Source organism: Candidatus Merdisoma sp. JLR.KK011, from assembly GCF_036941125.1.
GTDB lineage: Bacteria > Bacillota > Clostridia > Lachnospirales > Lachnospiraceae > Laedolimicola.
Window position 1 is genome coordinate 803,649 of the sequence record NZ_JAYWSZ010000004.1, and the last position, 17,991, is coordinate 821,639.

Here is a 17,991-nt window from a genome sequence, read left to right on the forward strand (position 1 = left end):
ATAATCTTCTTATCTCTAGTATGCCTTTGATAAATTGTTCCAGTCATCTGGTACATCCTCTAATCCTTTTTTACATCCTGTTCATCTTCCATTTTCGTTATTTTTAAACTCTAGCAAAAACTCATGATCTCCAATCGTTTTATAATAATCACTTATTTAAAAACACTTTAATTTTCTAAAGATTCATCTTTATCTTCTATTGTTGGAATAACTGGTGACAAATAAAAATCTTTCTTATTTGTCAATTCCCCTCTGGCTAAAGAAAACACCTGGAATGCATTTTCATTTCCATTCGTATCCTCATCATCGTATAAATAAATCAATCCATAACTTCCTTCTGCAATTTTTCTACACAATTTGAAAACTTCCAGAATCTGAGGATTTATTCTATTTGCATAAATCGAAAATTGTATAAACCAATCTCCATTTTGAGCTTCTATTTTAGGCTTAAACCAGGACAAATTATTAATTTCTTCTTGGATTTTTCTTATCAGCAAATCTATATGTGCTTCTTCTTCAATAAACACCTTATATGTTTCTCTAAATGTTATCCAGCCATGTAATTCTACCATTTTCTGTCTTCCTCAATTATGAACTCCTAATGGCTCGGTATCAATAACATACTCAACGCCATACCGCTCTCCATATTCTGCTATTTTACGTAAAATATCATCCGCAGGAGTTCCCTCAAATTGAAAATATGCCTTCCTGCCGGTTGCTTATGCGGCTTCAAATGCTGCCTTTGTCTCTTCTCTCCATGATTTACCAAAAGATTGCAAATTCGGTTTAGCCTGCGCAATAAATTCGTCACTAATTACATCAAATTCTCTTCCTTTAGGGTCATTAGAAAACTTAACCCTTGATTCACCGCCAATTCGTTCTGCTAATGCATCCGCTTCCGCATCTGGATTATCTACTTTTTGTAAATCGCCTGAATATTAGGCTTTTGCTTGTTAAGGCGAGGTTTTTTGACCTGCGCTATCGGAAATATACACGAGAATCTCCGATACAAACTATCATTTTTATTAATCTATATTTTAATTTTAGGGCAGAATAGATATATTTCCCTCCCCCTTCTCATACCTTATATTAACAAAAAAACATTTCTCCCCATTATAGCAATCCAATAATTGAATTATTTTAGATAAAAGTTCGCTTTCTAATGCTCTTTCTATATCATAATGAATGAATAATGTACTTTTTCCAGTAACACTTCTTCCAATGATATTATATCAATGATTTCCTTTAACCCCTTAAATTCTTCCAGCTTAGCAATATACTTTTCTTCCAAATAAAGATTTTGATATATTCTAACATTAAATGTATAACAAGTATTTTCTCTCCCATATAATATTTCTCTTATTTTAACAACGTCTTCTTCACTGCAAGGATATTCATCCTTTTTATCATCAGGAATTAAATGAAATGTTGAAATTGTCCTTAAAAAATGATAAATCTCCAACTTTTCAATTTCTATATATTCACCTTTCATTAATGCATAATATCCTTCCTCTGCCCACCTGCCTAACTCATTTTTTGATATATTATTCTTGTAATATTCATCTATCTTTTGCTTTAATATTTTTGAATTTAGCTGCATATAGTCCTCCATAAGCTTAAATATTTTCAGATAATACTTATTGCTCATACAACCATCGACTTAAACATCCTAGCACCGTGGTAAACTCCTGGAGCAGTCCTATGCCGGTTTCTAACATAATGATTCAACCATATACACTAAAAAATGCTTACTCCTACCGTCAACTTCCGTATTTATTACATCCATTTCCCAATACGGCAATATTTCTTCTTCGATACAATCCAAAATAATGTTTTTCAAACCATTATCCGAACTTAAAAAATCATCTTTATCTGTTATAATCAAAGTGATTCTTTCCCAGTTCAGCCAGGATAAATCTCGAATATAATCCATAAATACATCTAAACTTCCAAAACAAGATTCTGGGAATAGGAATTTTTGTTCCATTTTTTCTAGAAATTCTTTTTTTGTAGTCATCTCTTTTCCAGAAATTATGATTCGGATTTCACCCTTTTGTAAAGTCTCAACCTTTAATTTTTCACAAGAAATCAAGTTGTTTTTATTCATTTCATTCTCCACGTATTTTTATAAATGTCTGATAGTGATCATTCGTATAATATATCGAACCGTCACTACCAATTATAAATCTTTCAGCATCTCTATTCTGTCCTTCTATCTTATTATTTACATCAAATTCTCGATACGTGATATCATTTCCTTCACCATCTGTTTGTGGTAAAGTTTTATCGTAGTTTTTATAGGTCCTTCCGCCCCTTGTCCCTGGAGTTTGATCTGGACGCGGCCCTTTCCATCCATCTATCCCGTATTTTTTATAAGAATCCGTGAATAGCCTGTTATTGATATAGCTCCGGCCTTTCTTAACCCTCCAGCCTGGCCCTGCGCCTTTGCTGAACTCGATTTTACTGACTTGGATATCCACCCGGCCCACTGCTCATGGAAATAAATGGATTGTCTCACATCATTTTCACAGATATAAGCTTAAATCTTTCATATATTTCTTCCGTAACTTCATTTACAAAATTACATCTCTGCCCATCCAGATTCATTTCTGTACTATAATAATGAATTTTTTCGTCTGATCCCAATGTTCTATACATCAACCGAACTCTATTTGAATAGCCATTCCACAAACCCAGATATATTTCTGCCCCTGTCGGGAAATAAAATTGTTTATTTATACAAAGCTCGAAGTCTTGATATATTTTTGTACTCTGCAAATCTTCCAGCTTGTATCTGGGCTGTTTTGCCTGGGGCCACTCATAATTTTCAATTGTTTTCACATAATTTAATTTACAATCAATTACTTTTTCTATATCTTTTAATGCCGTTTCAATTTCTTCTCTAAAGCGTAAATCTCTTCCGGTTGTTGTCCATAACCCTTCTATATTTCCATCTGTTACAGTGTAATGCAGAATATTAAAAAAACAAAGTTCTTCGCCCTTTTCATTTAAAACTATCAGTTTATCTGAGGGAACAACAGCAAAATTTTTTATATTCTCTGCATTATCTACATATATATCCAATGAAACCATTTCTCTAGTTTTTTTCTGTGTCTCAAACAGCCAGTACTCTTCTGACATATTTGCATTAATTTGATCTAACAATCTACTGATAGCAATATCCGGCTGCATTCTTATTCTCTCTCTTTCGTCAGCCTCCTTTTTCAAGATTTCGTCTGCTCTTGTATATATTTGTCTGCAAGTATTATTTGAATGTATCACTAAAATATCATCACCAACTGATTGTATGAAAAAAGCACTCCCCATACAGAGGGCTATTATGATAATTTTTAATAAAGTATCATATTTTTTCAATGTATCGTTCTCCGTTAATCGTAATATTCAAAAAAATATATTTCCATTTTGAAGTACATAATTAGACTTTATTCTTTTACCTTCATAATAATAAGTTCTCTAGCTCATTTTTATAGATATCTGTTTAAACCGTTCATAAACATCTTTTGTGGCTTCGTTTATATATCCACGTACTGAGCCATCCAATCCTATCTCAGTCATATAATAGTTCGTATTCCCTTTATTTGATTTCATTTTATACATTAATCTAATCTCTTGAGAGTAACCATTCCACAAACCAAGGCAGCCTTCTACTAAATTAGCATCAATCTGGGCAAGCAGGTTTTTTATAATTATATCCAGCGTTTCTTCATTCTCACTCGATGTTTTTTGAATTTCTTCTGTCTCCTTCTTTTCTCTCAATGTTTCCTGCATTTCTGTAATAATCTTTTTACCGCTTCCCATTAAATAAAACGAATCCTTTTCTTCCCTAACACCGTGCATAGTATATCTTATTGCAAAGCTTATACATATAATCAAAATAAGCAGAGGAAAAATCTTTTTCATTATACTTGCCTCTTTAATAATAGTTATAAAAGTATCTCTTCTGGCTGCCCGTTAATGCGATTTTCTTTGTATTCGTTACCATTTTCTTTATGGCACTTATTTCTGCCTCCGCATGGCTGGTTTTCAACCCTTGTATATACCTTACAAATTTAACATACGATTTATTTTATTTTGAAATTCCATATGTTGATTATTGAAAGCGTCAATTGGTTCTTTTTGCAATCTAATATAGCAGCTATCCTTCAATAATTCATTAAATAATTCGTATTCTCTTAATTTATTTAATACACCATAAACACAATCAACCTGCTCTTCTAATGATTCTTCTTTTGGTTTTGCCCATATAATCATTTTATATCTATCATATACTGGTCTCCTAATACACTCTCCGTCAAATCCATTTTTCCATAACGAAGTTCAATAAAATCTGCTCTTCTTGAATCTCCCCTTACCATCTACAATTACACGATAATATTTCTCATTGTTTTTACATAGCATTTAAAACATCCGCACGGAAATGCCTTTGAACTTCTCAAATACCTCTTTATCAATTTCATCAATCATTCCGGAACGTGTTCCGTTCATATCCAGCCTGGCCACAGAATATCTGGACTCCCCAGAACTATCAATCCATTTCCATACCATTCTTATATTCTCCGAACGTCCATTCCATAATCCAAGATATACCTCATGATTCCCAGTAAACTTAAACCCCGCACGTTCTTCAATATATGTATAAAAATTTTGATATACTTCCAGACTTTCTAGATCTTCCAGCTTATATTCCGGCTTTTTTGCCTTCGGCCATTCATAGGAATCTATTGTGCCGAAATAAATAAGTTCTGTGTCCAGGGATTGCTCTATCTCTTTTAATGACTCCCTTGACTCTTCCCATGAATCCTAATATGTTTGTCCGTTTGATTCGAGATCAATAATATTTTGATTGAACACTCTGTATTTCGTTACATAAAAAAAGGTTACTATAGTCTCTTCACCTGTTTCGGACACAATAGCAGAGTGTTTTGCAGAAGAAATAACAACTAATGTTTTAATATCATCTAAAGAATCAACATAAAATTCTAACGGCGTTACCCCAAATGGTATATTATCCCTCCTATCATAAAGCCAGTATCCTTCACTTAAACTCTGATTAATTTGACTCGTAAATTGAAGCATAATCTCCTTCCGTCTTTGCGCCTCTTCAATAGTAAGCTCCTTTTGTATTTGCTCTTCCTCAACGACAAGTTCCTTTTGCCTCTGCTCTTCCTCAATGATAAGCTCCTTTTGCCTTTGTTCTTCAATAATGTCAAACGCTTTTTTTTGGAGTGCTCACAAAAGAAGGACTTATTTAACTGAAATTCAGAACCCTTTATCTTATAATCTGCATATGTAAAACATGCTAAAACAAGGATTAAAATTATCATAATGAATGTTTTTTTCGCATTTTCCATTCTTTTTTATACACCACTCTCAAATCTCTCTTTTGCATGATAATTTTCATAATTTTGCCCCATGATTACCCATTTTATAATAAATATCTCGGCCTTGTTCCCATAAGTTTCTGCTAATTTTCCAATTTCAAATTGCACTCCTTCAAACCACAATTGATGCCTTGATTCTGCGGTCTCTATGGCTGCACTTCCAAAATTACTTATGGTTTTTCCAGATGCCAGCATTAAGTTACCTGCAGCTGAGTTTATTTTGTCTGGTCCTTCAGATAATATTGCATTTCTCCGGCATATCTGAGAGAGGTAGATTTCCATACTGTATAAACAGTTATTAATTTTTCATACAAGCTATTGATTCATCTTTACTTAATGGCATTCCTATCTCTATAAATTTTGTTATTGGTAAAATCATTCTCTACACCAATTTGATCTATTTTTCCGTCTCCAGATATCCAAGATTTGGCAAATACTTAAAACATTGGTATTAATCTACATCTGCCTTTTCCGTTATCTTTTAATATATATATAAAACCGTATCATCTTTATCAAATGCCTCTGGTATAGATTCAATTAAATTTTTTATTCTTTCCTGCATATATTCCAATTCTCTTTCCGTAAGATTTTGCAGTGCCCAGTTTTTTATGGCTTCCAACTCTTTTAGGACATCTTCTATTTGGCTTTTTTTGAAACAACTATTCTCTTTAAAGATTTTCACATTCGTATCTTTTATCGCTTTTTCCCAATAAGTATTAAAGAAATCTGTAGCAGCTATACTAATAGCTAAATCAATTGTTCCATCTGAATTTCCTTCTCTATTCACGCTGATTGACATATTCTATTACCTTCCAAACGCAGCATCAAAATTAAACTCTGGCCTGCCCTGACCCTCTCAGTCATATGCCAGCCCCCTTGCCTTATCGAGGCATTTTATTTTCAGTAATCCCTTTGTTTTGCATGTCGGCAGACAGGGCTTCTCCCGTGTATCCTTTATCCCCAAGGATTACCAGACCAAGGTGATTCTCCGCAAAGTCCCGGAGCCCTTCCCTGTCATCCACGGATGCCGGAGTGATCTCAAATGCTGAAATATAACCCTCCAGCGTAATCAAGGCATGGACTTTGAAACCAAAATAAGTTTCCTTTTTGGAAGGACACCTTCCTTAATTCGCGCCTTCCGTGCAGAAAGAATGGCAGTAATGCGCACGCCCAAACTTGCAGACCGGAAGCGAAAGCTGTCAATGACAAAATAACGGCTGACTGGTATAGGAAAGGACTGTGCCAGCTGCTGGCGGAGCAGTTCCGCTGCCTGCAAAAGCGCCCTTCTGGTTCGGTTGATCCGCCTTTGCGAAACAGACACAGGAACAACCTGTCGGTGTATAATACATCATATTTCCCCGAACTTATTGTTTTCATGGAAAAGAATATGGATCCCATCCTAAAGGTTTATCATTATATTGCTGCTGCAAACATGCTAATTAATGTTCTATTCTTTTTGTTCATAAGTCTCCTGGCAGTCCGTACTGGAAATATGCACAAGGATTTCTGGTACTGACTACCTGTTAAATAAATCCTCATACGTAATCCATTCCGGGGCATCTTCAATTAAGTCTATCAGATATGCCCGGCGTTCTGTCCATTCCTTTTCTGTAACGATTTCCCTTTGAATATCCTCCCATTTAGCCATATTTTCCGTTACTGTATATTGAATTTCTTCCTGCGTTTGCCAGATCATACTATAAAGATTAGTGAGCAGCTGATTTCCGTCTTTATCATAGGACTCATAAATCCAGCTTCTTGTTGCTGGAACATAATCTCCATCTACAATTGCATACATTTCTCCCATCCTAAGAGGTTTATAATTCCAGTCTATATCCAGCCACAATGTAAAAACCTTTTGAGCGTGATCGTATTTAATAATATTTAACACTAACCATGAATAAAAACAGAACTCATTTTCTCCATCTCCATCCATATCAATCACACAATACTTATCCGGCATAAGGTTGTTCTCACTGTCCCCCATATATATTTCACTGGCATAAACGGTTTCTGGGGGATTTGTATATACGTCATAACTAACGGGATCTCATCATTTAAAAATTGAAGAAATCTATTTTTTTCATCATCTTCTTCGTTATATATATGACGTTCTTTAGTTTCAGATATTGGAATCTCTAAATTTTGTACTTCTACTTTCTCAATAACATTTAATCCTCTTAATAGAGTTTTTGTGTCTGTATGTATACAACTGCTAAAATATAAAACCATTCCCAATAATATAATAATCCAACCACATTTTTTCATTTTGAACCTCACTTATTATAAACATAAAGCTCTTCTCCTTTTTTCCGCTCCTTCAATTTAATATCTATTTTAGTACCAAACTCAAATTTTTCTGCCTTCAATTCTCCCGTATCCGGATAATCTGGATCTAAAACTCTTGGTCCTATATAAATCCATTGGTGTCCTTCATCATCAAGGTATTCTCCATTATTTCCTTCATTTACATTTAGTCCATATATAAGCGCTTTTTGTTCTTGATTCCAGCACTCTCTCCCACTCTTTCCTCTGTTCCTCTTGTTCCTTAATTACCCTTTGTGCAATCTCCATCACCGAACTCCCAATACTTGGATCCGTTTCTTTGATAATTTTTTCGAGGCCATCGCAGGCGTAATGCCACACGCTGCCCTCGGGCAGTACAAGCTCTGTCATCCGGCTTACACTGTCATATGTATAGGTCTGCTCTCCGTGGATCTTATACCGGACGGCAGTGCATCTTCCCACTTTGTCGTAAGTATAGACAATGGTAAGTCTCGCTCCATCCGTGACGGTTTTCACATTTCCCATGGAATCGCAGGTATATCCAGTAGTTCTTCCTACTGGATCAGTTAAATATCTGGAGGCAGCAGTAAACCTCTAGTAATTATTAAAAATATTTACTCTATTTCTTCAATCGCATTTAAATATAAAATTTCAGCTTCCATTCGATATGCGCTTCCATAGAAAATTAATCCTTTATCCTTCTCCCATATAAAATCTTCATGGAAGGATAATTCACCATTACTTTGGTTATATTCACGTCTTCCATATTCAACTTCTTCATTTTTTGATGTGATATTAGTAACCCCTCCATATTCATCCACAACATGTAATATTTCTTCTTGGCATACTATTTCACTATTTGCGATTATTTCCTGATCCGTCGGTAAAAAAAATGTCAATGCCATTTCATTATTCAATCCTATATAAACCTGTTTTTTCTGTTCATTATAAATATATGGGTTAACCAGATATATTTTTTCATTTGTAACGTAAAAATAAAATACCACTCTGTCACTGGTTAATTGTATAGGAGACTTGAATGTATTATCGTAAATTAATCCCTGCTCCTCTCGAAAATCAATTTTAAGTTTAAATAAATCGCCTGTTTTATAGTTCTTTATCAATTTGCCTTCTATGTTTACTTTTTCCTTAGCATCATATGATACAGTACTATAGTATGTTGCTTCCGCACTTAGATTAAATGTATTTTGGGAATAAAAATAGGGGTTTTGATGTTTTACTTCTGTATCTCCAGGCAAAATAGTTTGAAATACTCCTAATATAGCAATATTTAATTCATTATACTCATATGTTTGTGCATCAAATAATAGCTTACCAGAACAAATAGATAAAACTAATCCTGCTATTATCAAAATTCCTGTCTTTTTTAATTTCATATTTAAATCAGTCCTATAACCTTTGGGTGTTCCTTTACCTGCCTTTTCAACTATAGAAACAATGCTTTCGTATATTCGCTTCCGCTATTCACTGCGTTCATCATCAGACCAAATGTAAATCTGTTAAACATCAGCTCCGGCTGCTCCCACAGGTCGCATGAGAACAATCAACCTAAAAATTTCGCCATCTGATATTAGATCCAAAATTTTTCCGTTACATACCCTATACTTTTTACATAAAAGCAGGTTATTATCGTTTCTTCACCTGTTTCGGACACAATAACAGAGTTTTTCCAGAAATTCTTTTTGCCTTTGCTCTTCAATAATGCAAAACGCTTTTTTAATGGAATGCTCACAAAAGAAGGACTTACTTATCTGAAATTCTGAATCCTGCCTCTGCCGGACCTAATATCTGCTCTTTTCATTTTTAAAATCTCTACTCATTTAGGCTCATTTCTGTATTTAGCCATTACACAAACCTTAGTTCACTTCTTACCCTTTCAGATATAAAATGTAAATCAAACTATATTTGTTCAATTGCATTTAAATATAAAATTTCAGCCTCAACCCGATATGCACTTCCATAAGAAACCAGTCCCTTATCTCTTTCCCATACAAATTCCTCATGGAAATGCAGCTCACCACTACTTTGATTATATTCACGTCTTTCATATTTGACTTTTTCATTTTCTAATGCAATATTGATAATTCTTCCATATTCATCAATTGTATGCATTTCTTCATTCTGGCATACGATTTTGCTGTTTGCGACGATTGCTTGATCAGTAGATAAAAGATGTATTAATAATAACTCATTATTTAATCCCTTATAAATCTGATTTTTTTGCGCATCGTAAATATACGGAGAAACTCTATATATTTTATCCGTTGTAACATAAAAATAAAATATCACCCTGTCCTCAATTAAATAACCAGGATCATCATACAAATTATTGTTAAAAAAATATCCTTTAAGTTCCGGCAATTTAATAACAAGTTTAAACAAATCTCCATTTTCATAATTTTTCAGTAGTTCCCCCTTTATGATAATTTTTTCTTTAACAGTATCTGATGTAAACCCACTATAATAGGTTGCAGCAGATTCTAATTCAAAAGAATTTTCATTATAAAAATAAGAGTTTAGATGTCTTACCTCTTTATCTCGTTCCAAAACACATTTAAACACACTTGATACGGCAAATCCAGGTTCATTTGAAAAGCTTGGTAAACTATTAAAAAGTACATAGGTGACGCCCCAAACTAGTACCACTCCTACTATCAATCCAGATTTTATTTTTTTTATTTTCATATCCCTAATCTTCTTCCCAAAATTTTTTAGAAAATTATTTTCTTATTTAACAGGGAATCTAATAGAAGATACAGCAGAAGTGATGTTCCCTTTCCTCCCTGCTCCATTTCTGGATATGCCTCCAATCTTTCCTGCATATGCCATCCGAAATACCAGATTCTCAACGTCAGCTGTTGTAGGTATAGGTATTGATGAAAGATATTTTTAACAGTCCCAATCAAGTTGTTTACATTATAAATGTATATGTTTGTCCTATATTGTAAAAGCAGAATCGTTTATATTCTAAATACATAAATATGATCGATTGGAGCCACTAATGGATCCCAGTCATCTATGTCCTCTAATTCAAAGCAGATGCCCTCTTCATTTTCCATTTCATAAGTATCATATACTTGAACATAATTACCAATAAATTTTTTCACCTCGCTTAAAGTAGAGCCTATGCCTATAATTCCCTTATACTTTCCTTTAAAATCACCCTCTACACCGATTTGATCTATTTTTCCATCTTCAGATACCCAAAATTTGGCATTTTCAATTTCAATTACCGAATCGCATTCTCGAAAACGTTCTTTATAATCTTTTCCAAGTATAGCAATAAGCTGATCTTTTGTCATATTAAGTTTTATATTTCCTATTCCAACTCCAGGTATAATAGGCTCATCTTGTATTTTCATCATTGCACCTTCCTTATATTAATAAAACCATTTAAACTTGTTCCTTCATAAAAATCACTAATCTGACCTGTTGATTTATTTATTATCTTTAAACTCTTTTAATATTTCCTCTAACTGTTCCTCGTGAAGTGCCCCGTCTCTTTCAGCATTCTCCTTCAGTTTCTCTCCAAAAGAGCTAATTGGGTCTCTGCGGCTTCCTCCTTTGCCACCTTTAGACGGCTCGCCACATCGCAAGTATATGCGACGAGCCGTTTGTTAGGCCCAATCTCCAAAATTGGTTTTCGCCGTCAACATAATGATTCAACCATATACACTAAAGTTACGCATATTTTGCTGGCATATGATCATTCATGGGATGCTTTACCGCTTTGTCGCTTAAATCTGGGATTAATTCCTCTGTTTCATTTTCTGTCACTTCTGGAACATTTTCTGAATTAAAACTACTGTTTTCTGTACTCGGCTGTTCTTTTATCATTTCAAGTATCTGCTCCGCAATGGAAGGAATCGTTCCCACTTTTTCTGCTGTCAGATACTTATATCCTTCTATGCCTAATATCATATTTAACGAATGATTCTCCACATAGCCCTTTTTGCTTCAATAAAAGTTACATTTGCCTCTAAGTGTTTCGCATTATATGGATCAAAATCCTTCCACTTAGTCCAATAAATAAAATTATCATTTTTAACGAATTTCGCATAAGTTATACAAGAAGAATATTCGTCCATCAATGGCGTATAAAAATTTATTCTTCTCATTTCTTCAAAAATCACCTCAATTTCAAACGGATTCATATCCATTCTTTGAAAAATAATATGAAGCTCATTTTTCATGTATTCATGTCCTACTAATTCAGAATCTATATAATTTCCGCTTTCAAATCCAAATCTAACAATCTCTGCATCCAAAAAATTATTAAATTGTTTCTGTATATTAAAAATATCCTTTTCTGTTTCAATAGAAATCCATTTCATAGCCTTTCACCTCATCACATACTGTAATTTTATAAATTATTGGCTTAAAAATTGTTTTCATCATAAGCATTTTCCTCCATATCAATCTGAAATTGATATTCTTCAAAAAATTTTTCGCTTAATTCAAAAAACAATTTTACGGCGTCTTCTTCACTATCTGTTATCGCTATAAAAATATGATGCCAATAAAAACTTTTCTTTACATAATTCGAATCCACATTTTCCTGTACCCACTTTATTACCCATCCTACAAAATGCTTATGAAATATCCTATCAATTTTATAAATGTCACCCTTCATCAAATTACTTCCCAAAAAACCGATAACTAGATAATAAATATAATTTATTTCTAATTTTTCGACATACATTAAAGGCCTATTCCTAATCGCTTTAATAAATTTTTCAATACTCATATTTCCCTAGAATTTCATCAACAATTTGCCACATTATGCTACTACTTGGATGTCCACCCGGCTCGCTACTCATGGAAATAAATGGATTGTCTCACATCATTTTCACAGATATAAGCTTAAATCTTTCATATATTTCTTCCGTAACTTCATTTACAAAATTACATCTCTGCCCATCCAGATTCATTTCTGTACTATAATAATGAATTTTTTCGTCTGACCCCAATGTTCTATACATCATCCGCACTCTATTTGAATAGCCATTCCACAAACCCAGATATATATCTGCCCCTGTCGAGAAATAAAATTGTTTATTTATACAAAGCTCGAAGTCTTGATATATTTTTGTACTCTGCAAATCTTCCAGCTTGTATCTGGGCTGTTTTGCCTGGGGCCACTCATAATTTTCAATTGTTTTCACATAATTTAGTGTGCATTTCCTTATTCGTTCCATCTCGTTCAATGTTGCTTGAAGGTTGTCCCAAGAATCCAGATATCTTCCCCCTGTTGCTGCTAATTCTTTTATGTTTCCATTTAAAACATTATATTCTGTAATATAGATAAAATAATACTCATCACCCTTTTCATTAACAAAAGCCACCTTGTCTAATGGAACAACAACAATATGTTCTATGTTCTCTATATCATCTACATATATGTCTAAAGAAAGCGGTCCTTTGGTTTTACGTTGTGTCTCAAATAGCCAGTACTCTTCTGACATATTTGCATTAATTTGATCTAGCAATCTATTGATAGCAATATCCGACTGCATTCCTATTCTCTCTCTTTCATCAGCCTCCTTTTTCAAGATTTCATCTGCTCTTGTATATATTTGTCTGCAAGTATTATTTGAATGTATCACTAATATATCATCACCAACTGATTGTATGAAAAAAGCACTCCCCATACAGAGGGCTATTATGATAATTTTTAATAAAGTATCATATTTTTTCAATGCATCGTTCTCCGTTAATCGTAATATTCAAAAAATATATTTCCATTTTGAAGTACATAATTAGACTTTTGTTTTTGGATCTCTTTAATAAACCTTTCTACATTATACAAAACTTTAGTATATAATTCTTGAGCTATTATTTTTTCAGACCATATAACTTCATTTATGTTTTTATCCATAAGATTTATCATAATTCCATCGCTCTTATATAAAACAATTTTTACTAAATTCATAGAGAGTAATTGTATTTTGTTCCGTCGTACAAAACTATCCATTGAATTTCATCATTTCCAACAGACAAATATTTATTTGTCAGCATATCCCACACGTCTTTCTCCATTTTTAGGCTGTCAAAATAATATTCATCATCCTCATCTTGAACCCCATTATAATTTTTATCATATGTTCCAAAATTAAGCTTAAAAATATCATTCCCATTACAATCTAAAATATTGTATGTATATACCGTATATGATGGTGCACTAAAAGTACGTTCTTCAAGGAATGCTCCATTATTTAACGGCTCCCAATCTTGTGACAATTGCTTCCAGATATATAAACCATTATTATTATATTTTATGATACAATAATAACGAGCTGATTTGACATGAAGCTCTTTAACACCATCCTTATCGGTATCAAGATATGTATATTTGGAATAATATTGTTTCTCGGGTTCTCCTTTCGGAACCGTTATGTCTGCAATTTCAATTTCCCCAATATCTTCACTGAAAGCTGTTATTCCTGCTTGCAAAAAATCTTCATAAAACTCCATAGCTATTTTTTCTTCATTGTTTTTAGAAATAAGAATATTACTAAATCCAATATTTGTTATTTGCTTTAAATTGTTTTCTAAATGCAGTTCATTTTTTCCATAATGCATACCAATAATTAACCCGGAAAAAAAGACTATTATGATTTCTATCAATACATAGATTCTTTTCATATAAATTCTCATTTCAACATGAAATTCAAGTTGTAAACAGTATTTTTTAGGCATATAAATCTTCAAAGCTTCCCATCCAGTTGTTGTAACAGCGGCTGGACGGAAAGCCAGTCTCTGCAGCGGTAAATACTCCCGTCTATAAATCCAGGAATCAAACCTATATTGAATCCATCAAATACATCTCATACTCTTTTTCATTTTTATCATAAATAAGTTCTACTTCCGTTTGATCCCTCAATATTTTAATTTTATAAAATCCATTCTCTATATTTTTCAAAATAAAAATGATAGATCTCCAATTTTTCAATTTCTAAATATTCACCTTTCATTAATGTGTAATACCCTTCCTTTGCCCACCTGCCTAACTCATTTTTTGATATATTTTTCTTGTAATATTCATCTATCTTTTGCTTTAATATTTTTGAATCTATCTGCATACAGCTGGTCTCCTTCTGGGTTTATTATTTCATCCTCTTGTCCTGGATTAACTTTGCCGCCGTCCCTTTTATCCGGCATGGCCGCCGAGGTCTCACTCCCAGTGCTCATGCAGCCAACGGTTCATTCAAAACCTTACAATTTTTACTATCTTTTATATTAGATACGTGACTTACACTTACAAATTTCCAACATCTTTTCATTAATTTTAAAATTATTTATAATATCTTCTCCCCAATAATTTACCCAAAAAACCACTTTAGGAATTTGACTGTCAAAATCATAAAAATCATCATACTGCTTTAAATTGATATTGCTTGTAAAGCAAGCATAAAAAGCTTTATATTTCTTAATCAAATCTTTTAATAATCCAATACTTCCAATCAATTTAGATGATGTAAAATTAACAGGTAAAGAAATTACCATTGTATTGTTAAATTTACCATTAGATCTTCCTACAGAAAAATCAATACTTAACGATTTCTCCTCGTCTAAAGACGTAAAAAACGATAATTGCGCCCCAAGATTTTTATACTTTTTATTTTGTTTACATAAAATAAAACTTTCAATACTTTTCTCACTTATATCAAATACTTCAACCTCTTTTTTGCTTCTGGCAGGCAGCAATAATTCATTAAATAATTCGTATTCTCTTAATTTATTTAATACACCATAAACACAATCAACCTGCTCTTCTTGAATCTCCCCTTACCATCTACAATTACACGATAATATTTCTCATTGTTTTTACATAGCATTTAAAACATCCGCACGGAAATGCCTTTGAACTTCTCAAATACCTCTTTATCAATTTCATCAATCATTCCGGAACGTGTTCCGTTCATATCTAGCCTGGCCACAGAATATCCGGCCTCCCCAGAACTATCAATCCATTTCCATGCCATTCTTACATTCTCCGAATGTCCATTCCATAATCCAAGATATACCTCACTATCTGCATTAAACCTAAAACCCGCACGCTCTTCTATATATGTATAAAAATTTTGATATACTTCCAGACTTTCTAGATCTTCCAGCTTATATTCCGGCTTTTTTGCCTTCGGCCATTCATAGGAATCTATTGTGCCGAAATAAATAAGTTCTGTGTCCAGGGATTGTTCTATCTCTTTTAATGACTCCCTTGATTCTTCCCATGAATGCCAATGTGTTTCGCCATTTGATATCAGATCTAAAATTTTTCCTTTACATACCCTGTACTTTTTTACATAAAAGCAGGTCATTACCACTTCTTCACCTGTTTCGGATTCAATAACAGAGTTTTTTCCAGAAGAAATTATAACCAATGTCTTTATATCATCTAAAGAGTCAGCATAAAATTCCAGCGGCGTTTCTCCAAATGGTATATTATCCTTCATATCATAAAGCCAATACATCTCACTTAAGTTTTGATCAACTTGACCAGCAAATTGAAGCATAAGTTCCTTACGTCTTTGCTCTTCTTCAATAGTAAGTTCCTTTTGTATTTGCTCTTCCTCAACGATAAGTTCCTTTTGCCTCTGCTCTTCCTCAATGATAAGCTCCTTTTGCCTTTGTTCCTCAATAATGTCAAGCGCTTTTTTTGTGGAGTGCTCACAAAAGAAGGACTTATTTAACTGAAATTCTGAACTCTTTATCTTATAATCTGCATATGTAAAACATGCTAAAACAAGGATTAAAACTATCATAATGTATATTTTTTTCCACATTCTCATCACTCCCTAACTGTATTGAAAAAGACATGTACTCCATCTTCATATTGACTGATTATTCTTTCATTTCCCCAATAAAACACGTCTACTCCATTTTCCCTTCTTATTTGTACACCACTCTCAAATCTCTCTTTTGTACGATAATTTTCATAACCTTGCGCTGGGTTTTTTCCAAGCCTTTCTTCCAACCTTCTTCTTGCCGCATCCAATTCTTCTTGTGTGCTATTTCCATCTATGTTACCCAATATTTCAGCTACCCAGTAAGCATTTTCAAATGCATGTTCCCAGCCCGGCCATTCGTACTCTGTTTTCGCAATATATGATTGATCATTTCCTTTTTCCATTTGTAATGTTGTAAACTGTTTATCTGTTGTTAGGACATTAAACAATGTCACGTCCTTTCCATGTGTATATGTTGAGTTTTGCCCCAGAACCCTTTCAATGATTACCCATGTTATAATATCTTGACCTTGTTCTTTTTTTCTCTTATTTCATCATTGCTTGTTACATCAGCCCCTGTCTCTTCGCCATAGATCGTCCGAGCCACCAAATTAAACAATGGGCTGGAATACAGTTCATTTTGAGAAGCGTATTCTTTTTTTGCATATGTTTCTGCTAACTTTCCAATTTCAAATTGCACTCCTTCAAGCCACAATTGACGCCTTGATTCTGCAGCCTCTTCCTGCATTCTCTTCAACTCCTCCTGTTTCTTTATCTCTTCCTGCTCCTTAATCACCCTCTGTGCAATCTCCATCACCGTACTCCCAATACTTGGAGCTGTTTTCTTTCCCTGGTTTAGAAATACTTTCCCTATGGGATTTTCTGACATAGATTTATTCCAAATATCCGTAATCGCTTGGCTGATTCCCTTTACCACTCCAACCCCATCAGTGTCGCCTTTCGAAATTCTTCCTGCACTCGCGCAAAGCTTCCGCTCTTTTTCACTGCTGGCTGTCATTAAGCGGTTCGCTTCATCGTAGGCGTATTCCTCCAGGTAAGCCAGGATGGTATCTTCGTTCTTTTCTACGGCGATCCGGTTCCCTGCCTTATCGTAGGTATAGCGGATTTCACTGGTCTTCCCGTCCTTCAAAGTGGATGCCAAAACCAGCTGTCCCTGATTGTCATAAGTATAGGTGTTCGTGAAAAGCTCTGTTTTCCCTTCCGCTCTCTGGCGTACCTCTTCGCTGGTGATAAAGCCGGAATGGTCATAGGCATAGCGGTAGAAGGACAGCTCTCCACCTCCCTTGTCCAGGTTTCTGACCGTCTCCACCTGTCCTGCCCCATCATAGAAAATAAATCCTTATTTCTAAAAATATCTACTTATTATTTTAATAGTCTGCCTTGGAGATTCTTATGTATTTTCTGCGGATATTTTCCCGAAGATACACGTCAAAAAGCATAGGAATAGTGATACTAAGGCGAGGTTTTTTGACCTGCGCTATCGGAAATATACACGAGAATCTCCGATACAAACTATCATTTTTATTAATCTA

General features: G+C 33.9%; 27 protein-coding genes and 2 pseudogenes. All 29 read right to left on the minus strand.

The window, feature by feature from the left end; translation table 11 throughout:
- Positions 1–167 precede the first annotated feature (167 nt).
- Positions 168–572, minus strand: a complete 405-nt coding sequence (locus tag VV089_RS17715) for an Imm7 family immunity protein (RefSeq protein WP_334336829.1) — start codon at positions 570–572, stop codon at positions 168–170.
- A 147-nt stretch (positions 573–719) separates the two neighbouring features.
- A pseudogene (locus VV089_RS25295) lies at positions 720–914 on the minus strand (restriction endonuclease fold toxin); the annotation flags it as partial.
- Between the two features lie 257 nt (positions 915–1,171).
- A complete protein-coding gene (locus VV089_RS17720; protein WP_334336830.1) occupies positions 1,172–1,600 on the minus strand; it encodes a hypothetical protein in 429 nt (142 codons plus the stop codon).
- 111 nt (positions 1,601–1,711) lie between these two features.
- Positions 1,712–2,107 (minus strand): barstar family protein, encoded by a 396-nt coding sequence (locus VV089_RS17725; protein ID WP_334336831.1) that lies wholly within the window; start codon positions 2,105–2,107, stop codon positions 1,712–1,714.
- A 1-nt stretch (position 2,108) separates the two neighbouring features.
- Positions 2,109–2,480 carry a ribonuclease domain-containing protein gene (locus VV089_RS17730; RefSeq protein WP_334336832.1) on the minus strand — a complete coding sequence of 124 codons (372 nt, stop codon included), beginning with the start codon at positions 2,478–2,480 and terminating at the stop codon, positions 2,109–2,111.
- A 34-nt stretch (positions 2,481–2,514) separates the two neighbouring features.
- Positions 2,515–3,375: a hypothetical protein gene (locus VV089_RS17735; protein ID WP_334336833.1), complete on the minus strand. Its 861-nt coding sequence runs from the start codon at positions 3,373–3,375 to the stop codon at positions 2,515–2,517.
- Between the two features lie 99 nt (positions 3,376–3,474).
- Positions 3,475–3,921 carry a hypothetical protein gene (locus VV089_RS17740; protein ID WP_334336834.1) on the minus strand — a complete coding sequence of 149 codons (447 nt, stop codon included), beginning with the start codon at positions 3,919–3,921 and terminating at the stop codon, positions 3,475–3,477.
- A gap of 141 nt (positions 3,922–4,062) precedes the next feature.
- Entirely contained in the window at positions 4,063–4,272 is a 210-nt protein-coding gene (locus VV089_RS17745) for a hypothetical protein (protein WP_334336835.1), read from the minus strand.
- A 147-nt stretch (positions 4,273–4,419) separates the two neighbouring features.
- On the minus strand, positions 4,420–4,566 hold the full coding sequence (locus VV089_RS17750) for a hypothetical protein (protein WP_334336836.1): 147 nt from the start codon (positions 4,564–4,566) through the stop codon (positions 4,420–4,422).
- Positions 4,567–4,821: 255 nt separating this feature from the next.
- Positions 4,822–5,097 carry a hypothetical protein gene (locus VV089_RS17755; protein WP_334336837.1) on the minus strand — a complete coding sequence of 92 codons (276 nt, stop codon included), beginning with the start codon at positions 5,095–5,097 and terminating at the stop codon, positions 4,822–4,824.
- A gap of 281 nt (positions 5,098–5,378) precedes the next feature.
- The gene (locus tag VV089_RS17760; protein WP_334336838.1) at positions 5,379–5,684 is read right to left on the minus strand and encodes a hypothetical protein; all 306 of its coding nucleotides are present in this window, start codon (positions 5,682–5,684) and stop codon (positions 5,379–5,381) included.
- A gap of 199 nt (positions 5,685–5,883) precedes the next feature.
- Entirely contained in the window at positions 5,884–6,201 is a 318-nt protein-coding gene (locus VV089_RS17765) for a hypothetical protein (protein WP_334336839.1), read from the minus strand.
- Positions 6,202–6,307: 106 nt separating this feature from the next.
- A pseudogene (locus VV089_RS17770) lies at positions 6,308–6,741 on the minus strand (IS982 family transposase); the annotation flags it as partial.
- A gap of 177 nt (positions 6,742–6,918) precedes the next feature.
- Positions 6,919–7,365 carry a hypothetical protein gene (locus VV089_RS17775; RefSeq protein WP_334336840.1) on the minus strand — a complete coding sequence of 149 codons (447 nt, stop codon included), beginning with the start codon at positions 7,363–7,365 and terminating at the stop codon, positions 6,919–6,921.
- Entirely contained in the window at positions 7,344–7,670 is a 327-nt protein-coding gene (locus VV089_RS17780) for a hypothetical protein (protein WP_334336841.1), read from the minus strand. The genes VV089_RS17775 and VV089_RS17780 overlap by 22 nt, the downstream gene beginning before the upstream one ends.
- A 195-nt stretch (positions 7,671–7,865) precedes the next feature.
- Positions 7,866–8,213 carry a hypothetical protein gene (locus VV089_RS17785; protein WP_334336842.1) on the minus strand — a complete coding sequence of 116 codons (348 nt, stop codon included), beginning with the start codon at positions 8,211–8,213 and terminating at the stop codon, positions 7,866–7,868.
- Positions 8,214–8,302: 89 nt separating this feature from the next.
- Positions 8,303–9,085 carry a hypothetical protein gene (locus VV089_RS17790; protein ID WP_334336843.1) on the minus strand — a complete coding sequence of 261 codons (783 nt, stop codon included), beginning with the start codon at positions 9,083–9,085 and terminating at the stop codon, positions 8,303–8,305.
- Between the two features lie 523 nt (positions 9,086–9,608).
- Positions 9,609–10,394 (minus strand): hypothetical protein, encoded by a 786-nt coding sequence (locus tag VV089_RS17795; RefSeq protein WP_334336844.1) that lies wholly within the window; start codon positions 10,392–10,394, stop codon positions 9,609–9,611.
- Positions 10,395–10,669: 275 nt separating this feature from the next.
- Entirely contained in the window at positions 10,670–11,074 is a 405-nt protein-coding gene (locus VV089_RS17800) for a hypothetical protein (protein WP_334336845.1), read from the minus strand.
- A gap of 316 nt (positions 11,075–11,390) precedes the next feature.
- Positions 11,391–11,630, minus strand: coding sequence for a hypothetical protein (locus VV089_RS17805; RefSeq protein WP_334336846.1), 240 nt, complete (start codon positions 11,628–11,630; stop codon positions 11,391–11,393).
- 2 nt (positions 11,631–11,632) lie between these two features.
- On the minus strand, positions 11,633–12,043 hold the full coding sequence (locus tag VV089_RS17810) for a hypothetical protein (protein WP_172542028.1): 411 nt from the start codon (positions 12,041–12,043) through the stop codon (positions 11,633–11,635).
- Positions 12,044–12,087: 44 nt separating this feature from the next.
- Positions 12,088–12,456: a hypothetical protein gene (locus VV089_RS17815; RefSeq protein WP_334336847.1), complete on the minus strand. Its 369-nt coding sequence runs from the start codon at positions 12,454–12,456 to the stop codon at positions 12,088–12,090.
- 91 nt (positions 12,457–12,547) lie between these two features.
- On the minus strand, positions 12,548–13,408 hold the full coding sequence (locus tag VV089_RS17820; RefSeq protein WP_334336848.1) for a hypothetical protein: 861 nt from the start codon (positions 13,406–13,408) through the stop codon (positions 12,548–12,550).
- 229 nt (positions 13,409–13,637) lie between these two features.
- Positions 13,638–14,354, minus strand: a complete 717-nt coding sequence (locus VV089_RS17825; RefSeq protein WP_334336849.1) for a hypothetical protein — start codon at positions 14,352–14,354, stop codon at positions 13,638–13,640.
- A gap of 248 nt (positions 14,355–14,602) precedes the next feature.
- Positions 14,603–14,791, minus strand: a complete 189-nt coding sequence (locus VV089_RS17830; RefSeq protein WP_334336850.1) for a hypothetical protein — start codon at positions 14,789–14,791, stop codon at positions 14,603–14,605.
- Positions 14,792–14,948: 157 nt separating this feature from the next.
- A complete protein-coding gene (locus tag VV089_RS17835) occupies positions 14,949–15,416 on the minus strand; it encodes a hypothetical protein (protein WP_334336851.1) in 468 nt (155 codons plus the stop codon).
- A 131-nt stretch (positions 15,417–15,547) separates the two neighbouring features.
- Positions 15,548–16,495: a hypothetical protein gene (locus tag VV089_RS17840; RefSeq protein WP_334336852.1), complete on the minus strand. Its 948-nt coding sequence runs from the start codon at positions 16,493–16,495 to the stop codon at positions 15,548–15,550.
- Positions 16,496–16,500: 5 nt separating this feature from the next.
- Positions 16,501–16,893 (minus strand): hypothetical protein, encoded by a 393-nt coding sequence (locus VV089_RS17845; RefSeq protein ID WP_334336853.1) that lies wholly within the window; start codon positions 16,891–16,893, stop codon positions 16,501–16,503.
- A gap of 59 nt (positions 16,894–16,952) precedes the next feature.
- The gene (locus VV089_RS17850; protein ID WP_334336854.1) at positions 16,953–17,768 is read right to left on the minus strand and encodes an RHS repeat domain-containing protein; all 816 of its coding nucleotides are present in this window, start codon (positions 17,766–17,768) and stop codon (positions 16,953–16,955) included.
- Positions 17,769–17,991: the final 223 nt, after the last annotated feature.